Origin of the sequence: Dehalobacter sp. TBBPA1, from assembly GCF_040931655.1 — a bacterium.
Lineage (GTDB): Bacteria > Bacillota > Desulfitobacteriia > Desulfitobacteriales > Syntrophobotulaceae > Dehalobacter > Dehalobacter restrictus.
On the sequence record NZ_CP162385.1, the window covers coordinates 2,126,633 to 2,139,525 of the forward strand.

At 43.9% G+C, this 12,893-nt stretch carries 11 protein-coding genes; 7 read left to right on the forward strand and 4 right to left on the reverse strand.

What is annotated here, in order from left to right:
• Positions 1 to 60: 60 nt before the first annotated feature.
• From AB3489_RS10425 to AB3489_RS10435, 3 genes are all read right to left on the reverse strand, one after another.
• Positions 61 to 762, reverse strand: coding sequence for a response regulator (locus AB3489_RS10425; RefSeq protein ID WP_368292812.1), 702 nt, complete (start codon positions 760 to 762; stop codon positions 61 to 63).
• The gene (locus tag AB3489_RS10430) at positions 755 to 3,439 is read right to left on the reverse strand and encodes a DUF4118 domain-containing protein (RefSeq protein WP_368292813.1); all 2,685 of its coding nucleotides are present in this window, start codon (positions 3,437 to 3,439) and stop codon (positions 755 to 757) included. The genes AB3489_RS10425 and AB3489_RS10430 overlap by 8 nt, the downstream gene beginning before the upstream one ends.
• 299 nt (positions 3,440 to 3,738) lie before the next feature.
• The gene (locus AB3489_RS10435; protein ID WP_015044310.1) at positions 3,739 to 4,161 is read right to left on the reverse strand and encodes a metal-dependent transcriptional regulator; all 423 of its coding nucleotides are present in this window, start codon (positions 4,159 to 4,161) and stop codon (positions 3,739 to 3,741) included.
• A 196-nt stretch (positions 4,162 to 4,357) separates the two neighbouring features.
• Here AB3489_RS10435 and AB3489_RS10440 point away from each other — a divergent pair, with 196 nt between their 5' ends.
• Complete coding sequence (locus AB3489_RS10440) at positions 4,358 to 5,626, forward strand: Nramp family divalent metal transporter (RefSeq protein WP_368292814.1); 1,269 nt, start codon at positions 4,358 to 4,360, stop codon at positions 5,624 to 5,626.
• Positions 5,627 to 5,640: 14 nt separating this feature from the next.
• On the opposite strand, the gene AB3489_RS10445 is transcribed toward AB3489_RS10440, so the two are convergent.
• Complete coding sequence (locus AB3489_RS10445) at positions 5,641 to 6,840, reverse strand: MFS transporter (RefSeq protein WP_019225468.1); 1,200 nt, start codon at positions 6,838 to 6,840, stop codon at positions 5,641 to 5,643.
• A 256-nt stretch (positions 6,841 to 7,096) separates the two neighbouring features.
• Between AB3489_RS10445 and AB3489_RS10450 the strand changes: the two genes are divergently transcribed.
• The 6 genes from AB3489_RS10450 to AB3489_RS10475 all read left to right on the forward strand — a co-directional run bounded on the left by AB3489_RS10450 (position 7,097) and on the right by AB3489_RS10475 (position 12,730).
• On the forward strand, positions 7,097 to 8,695 hold the full coding sequence (locus AB3489_RS10450) for a spore germination protein (RefSeq protein WP_368292815.1): 1,599 nt from the start codon (positions 7,097 to 7,099) through the stop codon (positions 8,693 to 8,695).
• Positions 8,696 to 8,730: 35 nt separating this feature from the next.
• Positions 8,731 to 9,921 (forward strand): Ger(x)C family spore germination protein, encoded by a 1,191-nt coding sequence (locus tag AB3489_RS10455; protein ID WP_368292816.1) that lies wholly within the window; start codon positions 8,731 to 8,733, stop codon positions 9,919 to 9,921.
• A gap of 3 nt (positions 9,922 to 9,924) precedes the next feature.
• Positions 9,925 to 11,007 (forward strand): endospore germination permease, encoded by a 1,083-nt coding sequence (locus AB3489_RS10460; protein ID WP_368292817.1) that lies wholly within the window; start codon positions 9,925 to 9,927, stop codon positions 11,005 to 11,007.
• A 457-nt stretch (positions 11,008 to 11,464) separates the two neighbouring features.
• The gene (locus AB3489_RS10465) at positions 11,465 to 11,767 is read left to right on the forward strand and encodes a zinc-ribbon domain containing protein (RefSeq protein WP_026071844.1); all 303 of its coding nucleotides are present in this window, start codon (positions 11,465 to 11,467) and stop codon (positions 11,765 to 11,767) included.
• 278 nt (positions 11,768 to 12,045) lie between these two features.
• Positions 12,046 to 12,564 carry a CarD family transcriptional regulator gene (locus AB3489_RS10470; RefSeq protein WP_019225462.1) on the forward strand — a complete coding sequence of 173 codons (519 nt, stop codon included), beginning with the start codon at positions 12,046 to 12,048 and terminating at the stop codon, positions 12,562 to 12,564.
• Position 12,565: 1 nt separating this feature from the next.
• Positions 12,566 to 12,730, forward strand: coding sequence for a hypothetical protein (locus tag AB3489_RS10475; protein WP_019225461.1), 165 nt, complete (start codon positions 12,566 to 12,568; stop codon positions 12,728 to 12,730).
• Positions 12,731 to 12,893: the final 163 nt, after the last annotated feature.

Here is a 12,893-nt window from a genome sequence, read left to right on the forward strand (position 1 = left end):
GCCCTTCATATAAAGAATGTATAAAGATTATGCCAAATAAAAAAAGCCCGTTTATGCGGGCTAAATCTCCTCAACCATCCGGTATCCTACCCCAACCTCGGTTAGAATATACCTGGGTTCTGCAGGGTTGATTTCCAGCTTTCTGCGGATATTGGCCATATTGACCCTGAGCGCTTGGATCTCATTGGTGTAAGGTCCCCATATTTCCTTCATGATGAAATCGTGGGTCAGTACTTTCCCGGTGTTTTTGGAAAGCAGCACAATGATCTTGTATTCAATCGGTGTAAGGTGGATTTCTTTACCGGCCATGCCTACAAGTCTTTTCTGATAGTTTATCTCGAGATCGCCGACTGTCATCTTCTCTGATTCGGGAAAACTGACACTGACGTTCTTTTGACTGTGACGGATCCCGGTTCTTATCCTGGCCAGCAGCTCGGAAGTACCAAACGGTTTGGTCAGATAATCGTCCGCACCAAGATCCAGGGCTTCAACTTTTTCCCGCTCCTGTCCACGGGCCGACACGACGATGATCGGAATTCCGCTCCACTGCCTGATTGTACGCAGCACTTCCACGCCGTCCATATCCGGCAAACCGAGATCCAGCAGGATCAAATCGGGTGAATAGGATGCCGCCATTGAGACAGCCTCTTTCCCCCGGGCTGTCCGGATAATCTGATAATCATTGGAACTCAGGATCGCCGAAATAAAGTTGCAGATTTTTTCATCATCCTCGACAATCAGGAGCATGGGTTTGTTATTCATAAATGTTCTCTTCCTCCAGAGGCAGTGTGAACCGGAATACGGCGCCACCCTGTTCTTTGTTGGCAGCCTCCATTTTCCCATTGTGGGCCTTGATAATCGACATGCATATGGACAGACCGATTCCCATTCCACGGGCTGAATCCGAGCTGCGTTTGCCACAGGGCACATAACTTTCAAATAAATACGGGAAATCCTCTTCGGCAATTCCTGGTCCGTTGTCACTAACCTCAAAGACAGCCTGAGCTCCGGCTTTTGTCACCTGCACCGCGGTCACGGTGTCATCCGGCGAATGCTTGACCGCATTTTCGAGCAAATTGATCAAAACCTGCTCAATCAGCTTTCCATCCATCGGCACCAGCAAAAGGTCTTCAGGCACCTGCACCGCTATTTTACGGTTCGGGTATCGATGACGGGTTCTGCTGATCGCTTCGGCCACGATCTCCTCCGCAGCCTCAGATGTTTTGGCGACATTCATGGTTCCTTCCTTGATCCGGGTTACGGACAATAAGTTTTCGACCATACGTATCAGCCATTGCGAATCTTCTTTGATGTTTGAGACCAGTTGGATATGGGTCTCTTTATCCAGATGATCACCATTTTCAAGGATTGCTGAGCTCGCCCCGAGAATGCCGGTCAGCGGGGTCCTCAGATCGTGCGAAATTGCACGCAGCAGATTGCTTCGCATTTTTTCTTTTTCTGACTCGATTAATATTTGCCGTTGTTCATCAGACAGGTACTGCCGTTCCAAAGCCATGGCGACTTGGGAAATAATCATTTTTAGCAGCAGACGGTTATTACGGTTTAATCTGCCTTTGAGACATGAAATTCCAATCACGCCAAGCACATCACCTTGGGAAATGATCGGCATATAATAAGCGCCTGCTTCTGTATGTGTATCTGTTCCTGCACCGGCCTGTTTTTGATTGGCAAATACCCATTGCGCAACCTTGCTTTCGCGCTCCGACAGCAGAAACGAAGCATCAGGCTCTGCGGAGGATTGCGTCAGGATACCTGATGAATCCTGATGATTGGATGAACGATGCAGGTTTGCCGGCCCATACTGATCCCGGGTGTAAAAAACCGCTGAGCATTTAAAAAGCTTCACAATGTATTCATTCGTCAGCGTAACAATATGTTGAAGCCCTCTGGTTGTTAAAAGTCTTTTATTAATCTCATACAATAGCTCAGTACGCCCTTCTCTTTCCGCAGCGAGCCGTGCTTGGGTCTGAATGCGGACAGTCGTCGTACTTGTGATCAAAGCCACAACCAGCATAATCACAAAAGTGACCGGATAGCCTGTCTGGACGGCATAAAACGTGAAAAGCGGCGAAATAAAAAAGAAGTTAAAAACAAGTACACTTAAGACCGAGGCAGTCATGCCGTACACATACCCCATGGTGAGCCTGGAAATAAAAAACACAGACAAGATATAGACCATGATAATATTTTGATTGCCAAATTCCAGCGCCCGAAGGCCAAAGGAAAGCAGGGTTGCCCCAGTCAGAACCCCTATCGTTTTCCAGATATCCGGCCAGGATAAGAACAGGTCTTGGCTGATCCGCTTCCTTCGCGGTTCGCGATAGGATCTTTGAGGCCAGCTGCTTGGGATGATATGAATTTCAATGTTTGGCAGCAGCCCGATGAGCTTATCCTCAAGTGCCGGATCAAATAATGTTTTCAGCGTCTTTTTATTTCTGCTTTTTCCAATGACAATATTTGTGATGCCCGTAAGCTTGGCATATTCCGAAATGATGGAAGCCAGACCATGTCCGTTCAGCGTCACAATTTTGGCGCCTAAGAGCTCGGCCAGATCCAGATTCTCCTGGACGTTTTTCTTTTCTTCTTCCGTAAAATACCTGCTTTCCATATCTTCGATATACAAAGCAGTCCACGGGGCATGGAAGGCCTCTGCCGATCTGGCCGTCCAGCGGATGCATTTAGCGGCCGACGGCGAAGAACTGATACAGACTAATAGCTTAATTCCGGCTGTTTTTACGGATAAGAGCTGTTCATTTTGATTCTCGTTGACGATCCGGTCCGCAACCTTGCGCATTGCAGTCTCACGCAGGAGGCGCAGGCTTTCAAGACTTAAGGGACATTTCTTTTCCCCGCAGCGTTTCATCAGTTCGTCCGGCTCGATATCGATCAGCTCAACTTTATCGGCGCTGTCAAACATATAGTCCGGAATCGTGTCCTGCTCATTAACCTTCGTGATATCCTGCATTAGATCTCTCAGGCTTTCGATATGCTGCACATTGACTGTGGTGTAGACGTCAATTCCGGCATTCAGCAGCTCTTCGATATCCTGGTAGCGTTTTTTGTTCCGCATGCCGTCCGCATTACTATGGGCCAGCACATCAACCAGCAGGAGCTCGGGTTTTCTTTGCAAAGCGGCGTCCAGATCAAATTCTTTGCGGTAACGGTTTTTATGGTTAACAGTCTTCGGCGGCAATGCCGGCAGTCCGTCCAGCAGCTGAATGGTTTCAGGACTTGTATGCGGCTCCAGATAACCTAGGACAACATCTACCCCGCCTTTCAGCTGGCTGTGGGCATCATCAAGCATCGCATAAGTTTTCCCTACACCCGGGGCATAGCCAAAGAAGATTTTTAGTTTTCCGGTTTCCTTTGCAGCCCTGGCGCGAATATCCTGCACGCCGCCACCACCCTGACTCTTCATTCGTTTAACTCTTTATTGTTTAGCTATTATAGCGCTCTATAGAACATTATCATACCCCCGATAGGGTGATTTAGCAAGAAGCGTTCAACTCACCTTGCCGCTTCATTTGAACACATGGTATGCTGAGGAAACAGACTCCGCCAGCTTCAGGAGCATACCACATTAATCAGACGAACACCCCGGCTAACATTCGGGGTGTTGTTTATTATGTGATGCACACTTTTTTCTTCCTCAACATATTCTGTTCTAGAATCACTCGTTAAAGTTAGCTTCGGCTAACCCCCAGAGAATACCTACAGTTATTTCTCCCTTGTATGACGCAAAACAAAGTCGTCAAAATCTTGTTTCCAGGACGTATTGCTTTTCATGAACTCCACCAGCGTTTTTATCGCATCAATCGATGCAATTGAAAGGTAGTGTTCCATCGCTTCAGCCTCAGCAGCAATATTGCATTTGCTACATATCAGCGAAAGAAATTCCTGCAGCAGCTGATTCCTGGCAACCAGGTAAAACCCATACTCTTTTCCTTTATCCGTAAGCTTGATTTCGCCATACGGTTCGTACTTTATGTAGTCAGAGTCTCGCAGTCTGTAGAGAGCTTTCGTTACGGAAGGCAAAGCGACCTGAAGCCTATTACTTATATCCGTGACTCGAACTTCATCAAGTGACAGCGAAAAGCGATAAATTTCCTCCAAGTAATCTTCCAGGCTCGGTGAAAGCATCTTCCCCACTCCTCTCGCTTCACCTGAAGTTACTGATATTTGTTAGCATCCACCTAAATGCTTATCGCTATTTAAGAAAGAATTATTCAGCCGTATCACAGTAGATTCACATCTATGTGTACTGCTTCGTTCTATACCTATATCATTTTCTTGCCTCATATGACAGTTCATTAGAAATAAGCGGAGGGTTATAACAATGAGCAAAGAAATCAACCTTGTTCAAACTTCATTAACATTACCTTTGCCTAAAAATACCTGGCTGGGAAAGATCAAAGACACACTGAGATACCTGGGTCCGGCCTTCATCGTGAGTGTCGCCTATATTGACCCCGGCAACTTTGCCACCAACATCAGCGCAGGTTCCAATTTCAATTACAATCTTGTTTGGGTTGTCTTATGGAGCAACCTGATGGCGATTTTCTTGCAAACACTGTCGGCGAAGCTCGGCATTGTCACCGGTGTTGATCTGGCTACGCAGTGCGGACGTGTTTTCTCCAGGCCGGTAAATCTTTTACTTTGGATCATCATGCTGTTTGCCGTCATCGCAACGTATATGGCAGAGTTCCTGGGCTCGACGCTTGGCCTGTACCTACTTTTCGGCATACCGCTCGTGGCAGCAGGTCTGATAACCGTATGTCTGACCTTCGTCATTGTATATTTGCGGCGTTTCGGCCAGCATATGGTTGAAAGAATTATCATCAGCCTGGTGGCTGTCATCGGGGCCTCGTATTGTCTCGAGCTGTTCCTGGCTAAACCGGATTGGCACGCGGTCGCTTTGCACACCTTAGTTCCTAGCCTAGGTCCCGAAAGCATTCTGGTGGCCGTCGGTATGTTGGGCGCGACTGTTATGCCTCACGTCATTTATCTCCATTCGGACTTGATGAAAGCAAGACGTACTTCCGATGATTTGGCCGAAGCAAAAAAGCATTTCCGAATGGAATGCTTGGATATCGCCTTTGCTATGAACATCGCGTTTCTGGTCAACGCTGCAATGGTTATTATCGCTGCAGCCGTTTTTTTTAACCAGGGCCCCGTCGATTCCATTGAACAGGCGCACAAGTCCCTGGCGCCGCTGCTTGGCAGTTTATCCAGCGGTGCTTTTGGCCTGGCACTGCTTGCTTCAGGCCTTTCCTCATCCACCGTTGGCGCTATGGCCGGAGAATGTATGCTGAAAGGGTTCATCGGTCTGGATATTCCGGTCAATATCCGGCGGGCAATTACTATGATTCCGGCCATCATTCTCCTGTGGCTTGGCTTTAACCCGATGAAGATGCTGATTATGAGCCAGGTTACCTTAAGCTTTGCGCTGCCGGCAGCGGTCATTCCGCTGCTTCTGATCACCAAACGCCGGGACATTATGGGTGAAATGACAAACCGTAAAATCACCAATGCTGCCGGTGTGGCAATCGTAAGTCTTATTGTCTCGCTGAATGTTGTTCTGTTATATTTAACTTTTTCCGCTTAAGTTAGAACTAAACATCAGTTTTCAAGATGCCTTAACCCTTTCCGATAAAAGATAATCATGAACAGCGCAGCAATCAGAGCCATCACAGAGCCATAGTAAAATGGCACGCTGTAATTGACATGATCATAAAGCAAACCTGCTATGACACTGGCCGGAAGGAGCGTAATACCCACAAGGCTGTTATATATGCCCAGTCCTGTTCCCCGTTTGTCTTTGTCAATCAAATCAGACACCAATGCCTTCTGTACGCCGTCAGTGGCTGCGCTGTAAAGTCCGTACAACGCAAAAAGCAATACCACTACGGTTCCGCTGTTTGTTCTGCCAAACCCGAAATATAAGATTGAATACAGCAGATAGCCAAAAATAATCAGTCTTTCTCTGCCGATTTTATCTGACAGCATGCCGGCTGGTACGGAGAAGAGCGCTGACACTGCGTAAAAGATCAGATAGATCATCGGGATCAAGGAGTCTTTGATCCCAATATCACTGGCTTTGACCAAAAGAAGCGCATCGGTTGAATTTCCCATCGTAAAGATAAAGATGATTCCAAGAAAGGCATAGTACTTTTTCGGGAAGTCCTTCAATGTAATTTTCCCAAGCGGTTCCATCTTCTCCGATTTTGCTTCCTTCACAAAGCATATAATGTTTATCAGTCCCAGCAAACCTGGGATGGCTGCTATAAGAAATATCAGCCGGTAATCATTTGGAAACAACAGCAGGATTCCTGCTGCCAGAAGCGGCCCAACGATCGCCCCGCTGTTATCCATCGCTTTATGAAAGCCAAAGTTTTTGCCTTTGCTGCCGTCTTCAGAGGACGCGGCGATCAGGCTGTCTCTTGGCGCAGTCCGGATGCCCTTGCCAACCCGCTCGGTAAACCTGATAAGCAGAACCTGCAGCGGCGAGGTTACCATCGAAAACATGGGTGAAAGAACTGCCGTGAAAGCATACCCTATGACCATGAATGGCTTATTTTTTCTGATCTTGTCACTCCACCAGCCAGATAACGCTTTAAGCACGGATGCCGTACTCTCCGCAATCCCTTCAATCAAAGAGAGCTCCGTTTTAGTTGCTCCCAAAGACATTAAAAATAACGGCATTACAGAATAAATCATTTTCGTCGTCGTATCCGTTAGAAAACTTGTCAGGCCTACGAAAAAGATGTTCTTCTCTATGCCCAAGATCTTCTTTTCCCGGATCTTATTGTTATTGCTCATTTTCTTTTCTCATTAAAAGAGCGATCTCCATCGCCCTAGCTCCCTTTGTCATATCCGTTACGTCAATGCTAACACATTGTAATATCAGTTTACAAGTAGAGATAACACATATCGCCGTCATCACATTCCATATTCCAGTTCGCAAATCTTACGTGCTCAGCCAATCTTTGAACCCAAAACAGTATTCATAAATAACTTCATTCCTAACGGGAGATACTACGTAAGGTTAGGTTCAAAGTGGAAGGATGAAAGCAGTATGTTCCGCTCCATTCATTCTAAACTGCGTTTTTGGCAGTTAGCAAATCATAACGGCGCTAACGCCAATCATTCAGAGAATTCTCAATCTAACCTTTTCGACAATTTGAACAAAAACCTTACCGCTTTAAAAGGTGTGTTCGGAAATAGCTATGATCTTAACATGCGTGAATTTAACTTTGGTGATCAGGGACTTACGCGTGGTGCGATCGTCTTCTTATCCGGGATGACGGATACAGCCATAATTAACGAAAGTATTATAAAACCATTGATGTACGACATCCGGTTAAGCTCCAGACAAGAAACATCATTACTGAATAATATGAGTATTATTCAGACAACGCTGCTTACAGTGGGAATGGTTCAAAAAGCTTCTACGATCGATGAAGTCATAGATGGCTGTTTGTCCGGAAAAACAATTCTACTGATTGATGGCTCAAAAGAAGCTTTAGTCATTGGCACCGAAGGTTGGGAAACCCGTGGCGTGGACGAACCCAAAACAGAATCCGTTGTCCGGGGTCCGAGGGAAGGCTTTACCGAGAATTTGCTTACCAATACAACCCTGTTGCGTCGTAAAATAAAAAACCCTAATTTAACTCTGGAAACAATGAAAATAGGTGAACGAACCAAGACTATTGTTTGTGTTGCCTATTTAAAAGATCTCGTTCATCCACAGCTCATCAAAGAAATTCAACGGCGTCTTAATAGAATTAAGACAGATGCAATTCTGGAATCAGGGTATATCGAACAGTTCATTGAGGATGCTCCTTTTTCTATTTTCTCCACAGTTGCTAACAGTGAAAAACCGGATCTTGTTGCAGCAAAAATCTTGGAAGGAAGGGCGGCCATTTTTGTTGACGGGACTCCCTTTGTGCTTAGCGTTCCAATGGTTTTTATTGAAAGTTTCCAAAGCGCTGAAGATTACTATTCCCGGCCTTATTTTGCAAGCGTGGTTAGACTCCTCAGGCTTTTAGCTTTTCTGATTAGCATTACGGCTCCGGCAATCTATGTTGCTTTAACAACTTTTCACCAAGAATTGATTCCTACTTCCTTACTTTTTACCATGGCTGCATCCGAGGAGGGCGTCCCTTTTCCCGCGATGGCAGAAGCACTCATTATGGGAACAACATTTGAAATTCTCAGGGAGGCCGGGGTTCGCTTGCCCCGTCCTATTGGTCAAGCGGTCAGTATTGTGGGGGCTTTGGTTATTGGCGAGGCTGCTGTAGGCGCCGGAATAATCGGAGAACCTATGGTTATCGTGATCGCTTTGACAGCAATTTGCAGTTTTGTGGTTCCTTCCCAAACAGATTCCGGTAGTATCCTACGATTAATTCTTGTTCTCTTAGCCGGGGCAATGGGAGGGTTTGGGATTGCGGTTGGATTAATGGGGACATTTATTCACCTGGCTTCCTTAAGATCTTTTGGCACCCCGTATTTATCACCTTTCGCTCCTCTCAGTACGCAAGACTTGAAAGATACATTCATCAGGGCACCTGTTTGGGCAATGTTTACCCGCCCTAGGACGATAGGCTGGCATGACCCTGAGCGCCAGGAGTTCAGATTAAAACCCAGCCATCCGTCAGAAGAAGACAAGAGTTAACCGGCTTGAATAACGTTGAAAACAAGAGGCAATTGATGAAAAATCGAATTGGTTTCATTATGAAAATCATGGTATGTTTCATGTTAATTTTGCCCATAAGCGGATGCTGGAGCCGCCATGAGTTAAATTCTTTATCGTTCGTCGTAGGCGTAGGTTTAGATAAAGCTGAGAAAGCCGGAGAAATACAATTGACGACGCAAGTTGCGAAACCAGGTGAGCTAAAGTCTGCTTCTGCCAAAAATAAGAGTGGTGGGAGTGGTGGGAGCGGGACAAACGCTTACTGGAACATAAAAAAAACGGGATATCTTGCCTCTGAAATTATCAGAGATTTTAGTCATGAATCCAGCCATAAGTTGTATTTCCCACATAATCAGGTTCTGATATTTGAGAGAAAGTTGGCTAAGGAAGGAATACAACCATATATAGATACTTTTATACGGGATAGTGAGACTCGTTTTAATGTTTTGCTCGTGGTCTCCGAAGACCAAGCAAGTGAGGTACTTGATGTCTCGACTGGATTAGAGAAGCTGCCGGCAATTAACATTGCCAAATTAGTTGAAACTCAAAAGATAACGTCTGAATCGCCCACGGTTAAATTGATCGATTTTATTCGTCGTTTAATGAGCAAGACCACAGCTCCCATCGCGCCTTTGATTAGAGTGACCGGCGAAGGAAATGAAAAAACATTGGAAGTCTTTGGAACAGCAGTTTTTAAGCATGATAAATTAGTTGGCGAACTGAATAAACGTGAAACGCGCGGACTGCTATGGGTCATCAACGAAGTAAAAGGCGGGATGATTAATGTCGCTAGTTCTAGTGGTGATGGTACCGTGAGCTTGGAGATTACGCGTGCGAAAAGTAAAATGACACCTGTCATCAAAGATGACACGATTCTGATAAAGATAGATATCAAAGCGGATGGGATCGTCAATAGCCAGAGTGGTTCAGAAAACATAGCATCACCAGACATTGTCTTCTCTCTGGAAAAAGAACTATCCGCTGAAATCGGAAAGGAAATCATGGCTGCTTTAAAAACGGCCAAGGATCTCAATTCAGATATCTTCGGTTTTGGTGATTCAATCTATTGGAAATACCCCTCCGAGTGGAAGAAACTGAAGATGAAATGGGACGAGGTCTTTCCTGACGTTGAAGTAGCGTTAAATATCGATACTAAGCTACGCAGTACAGGCAATATCAGCGCTCCTGCCGTACCTGCTAAGGAGTAATTCATGAGGCTTGAAAAAGGAATCATATCAAGTTCACAGTTGATGTTTTTAGTTGCAGGATATGTCCAGGGTTCTGTTATGGTAGTTGCATTTACGAATATAATTACCAAGCAGTATACCTGGCTGGTTGTTTTATCCGGATTGGCTGCAAGCATCCCCCTTGCCTTGGTTTATGTTGCCTTAGCGAGGAAATTCCCCGGTAAGGACCTGGTACAAATCAATCATATTGTCTATGGTCCCTATTTAAGTAAACTGGTTTCCGCCTTATATATTGGGTTCTTTTGCTCTGTTGCAGGTTTTATGTTAACCTATGTCGGCGATATTATAAAGTATTACATGATGCCGGAAACTCCTAAGTTTGCAATTTGTATTCTATTTGCTTGCATCTGCGCCTGGACAGTTCGCAACGGAATAGAGGTCCTTGCCCGGACCAGTGTTATATTTGTCATGATCATCATATTTGTAATCCTAATCACTTTCTTTCTACTGCTGAAAGACATGGAACTAACCAATTTCCTGCCGTTTTTTGATCTTTCCCTGAAGGATTTTATTCAGGGTACACATATCATGATGACCCTTCCTTTTTGTGAAATCGTGGTGTTTCTCATGCTATTCCCCTATGTGAACAAGGGAGTAGAAACAAAAAAATCTGTTATCTTAGGATTACTCATCGGGGGGATCAGCATATTAATTGATACAGTTCGCAATACAGCTGTGCTGGGAGTAGTATCGGCGATTATGATTTCCCCTTCGCTTGAATCAGTGCGCCTGATAGACCTGGCAGAGATCATAACCAGGTTGGAAATGCTTGTTATTACTTTATTATTAATTGCAATGTTCATAAAAGTAAGCGTCATGTATTATGGCACGGTATTAGGGATAGCCCGATTATGTAATTTACGGTCCTATAGGCAACTGGTACTTCCGATTGGAAGTATCATTGTTAGTTTATCCATTATGACATTTGATTCTCTGGCACAAAGCAATGATTTCGCGATTAGGACAGGACCTTTTTTCACCCTTGTGTTTGAGTTTTCGCCTGTAATAACATTACTTGTAGCAAAAATACGAAAGTTACCAAAATAACAGAAAAGGAAACGGCCATGATTTTTTTATTAACGATAATTTTTGTCGCCATAGGATTATTTGAAGTACCTGCTCTTGTCAGAAACAAGCATTGGCGGGAACTTACCGTCTTTTTGGTCTTTTTTCTGTTAGCGTTTACACTGGCCCTATTACAAACAGTAGGTGTCAAAATACCCAATCCAATCAAAGGCGTTGAATATTTGATTAAGGATATATTAAAAATTAGTTATCGATAAAAATTCCGCTGATTCTTTCTTTAAAGATACCAAAGAACCAAAAGGATCTCCACCAGAATTTGCTATATTTGAAATATTCCTTTGACATATACTTTCATTGCAGTTATACTTAAGCAGCTCGTTCATTTTGTGGATTTACTAGTAACCTCTCCATTGCCTAAAGCTCTGGGAAGCTATGAATTCTTCCCATAAAGCGGGTAATATATTTTGGAGGTTTTTTTATGTTTGAAGACAAAGTTTTAACCTGTAAGGACTGTGGAAATGAGTTTTCCTTCTCCGTTTCCGAACAAGAATTCTACGCAGAAAAGGGATTTACCAATGAACCTGGCAGATGTCCGGAATGCCGCTCTGCGAGAAAGGCACAGGGTAGATCCAACAACCAATACGGTCGTCCGCAACGAGAAATGTTCCCGGCCGTCTGTGCTACTTGCGGAAAAGAAACTCAAGTCCCTTTCCAACCCTCAGGTGACAAACCGGTTTATTGTCGTGATTGTTATCAACCACGCACACGTAATAATTGGTAAGTATTTGAAAGAAGCCTTCCTAGTACACACACTAGGGAGGCTTTTTTATTTCGGGTCTTTTATTCCATAAGCAGCCCAACCTTTTACCATTTTATAAAAAATGTTTATGGCTATTAATTATAGCTTTATTTTACAAATAAAGCTTATTAATTTATTAACCATTAATTCATTGACATTAATCATTGACATACATTTTTATAAATGATAAAATAATTGATTTGCTATATATCATTTTCTATGATATGCTTAATAAGCTACTGACTCAGGGAGGTGAATATATGTTCCAAGTTGGTGATCAGATTGTCTATCCTATGCATGGAGTCGGAACTATTGAAGCTATTGAAGAAAAAGAAATCTTGGGGAAAAAAAGAATTTACTATATTGTCAATGTCCCCCAAACCAGGATGCAGATGATGATTCCCCAGGATAAAGCTGAAAGCTTTGGCATCCGGAAGCTGGTTGAATCCTCTATCTTTGAGGAAATTCTGGAAAATTTTAATGAGGGAATTACCGATCCCCTGCTTTATAAAAACCAGAAATACTGCACTGATTTAAATACGAAAAAGATGAGAAGCGGAGATATTTTCAAAGGGACAGAAATAATCCGTGATTTAACGCGGAAAAACCTCCTTGGTAAATTGGGAAAAGAAGATTCCAAAATGTTGGAGGGTGCCCGTAATATATTTATCAGTGAACTGATGCAAGTAAGATGTATGACTAAAGAGAAAGCAACAGATTTATTAGATTCAGTGTTAGCAGCCAACGTTTTAGATGTAGAATTTCAGGAGGTAAAATAATTTGAAACCATATACTTGGTATGATTTTAGTTATTTATCGAAAAAACAGAAGCTTCAGTTTCTGATCGATGTCAAACCTGCTGCTGAAAAAAATGGCAGATTTGATCTAATCTTATACAACAAATACGCAGAGCAGTTTGGTTTAGACAAGACCAAAGAAGCTTAGAGGTAACTTTGAAAATTCTGCTGACATATCCCTTTTGAGGTTCCTCATGTGATGGTAAGGAAAAAGCCTCCCCTTTCGAGATGACCTTCGTTATCTTTGTCGTAAACAATAAGAGGCGGATGGTATTGGGTCTGTCATACCGCCGTCGTGATATTGTACAAGA

Coding starts and splice junctions, on each gene's coding strand:
- AB3489_RS10465 (WP_026071844.1), top strand. CDS start 11,465: ATGTTTGAAGACAAAGTTTTAACCTGTAAGGACTGTGGAAATGAGTTT.
- AB3489_RS10440 (WP_368292814.1), top strand. CDS start 4,358: ATGAGCAAAGAAATCAACCTTGTTCAAACTTCATTAACATTACCTTTG.
- AB3489_RS10425 (WP_368292812.1), bottom strand. CDS start 762: ATGAATAACAAACCCATGCTCCTGATTGTCGAGGATGATGAAAAAATC.
- AB3489_RS10445 (WP_019225468.1), bottom strand. CDS start 6,840: ATGAGCAATAACAATAAGATCCGGGAAAAGAAGATCTTGGGCATAGAG.
- AB3489_RS10450 (WP_368292815.1), top strand. CDS start 7,097: ATGTTCCGCTCCATTCATTCTAAACTGCGTTTTTGGCAGTTAGCAAAT.
- AB3489_RS10455 (WP_368292816.1), top strand. CDS start 8,731: ATGAAAAATCGAATTGGTTTCATTATGAAAATCATGGTATGTTTCATG.
- AB3489_RS10430 (WP_368292813.1), bottom strand. CDS start 3,439: ATGAAGAGTCAGGGTGGTGGCGGCGTGCAGGATATTCGCGCCAGGGCT.
- AB3489_RS10470 (WP_019225462.1), top strand. CDS start 12,046: ATGTTCCAAGTTGGTGATCAGATTGTCTATCCTATGCATGGAGTCGGA.
- AB3489_RS10435 (WP_015044310.1), bottom strand. CDS start 4,161: ATGCTTTCACCGAGCCTGGAAGATTACTTGGAGGAAATTTATCGCTTT.
- AB3489_RS10460 (WP_368292817.1), top strand. CDS start 9,925: ATGAGGCTTGAAAAAGGAATCATATCAAGTTCACAGTTGATGTTTTTA.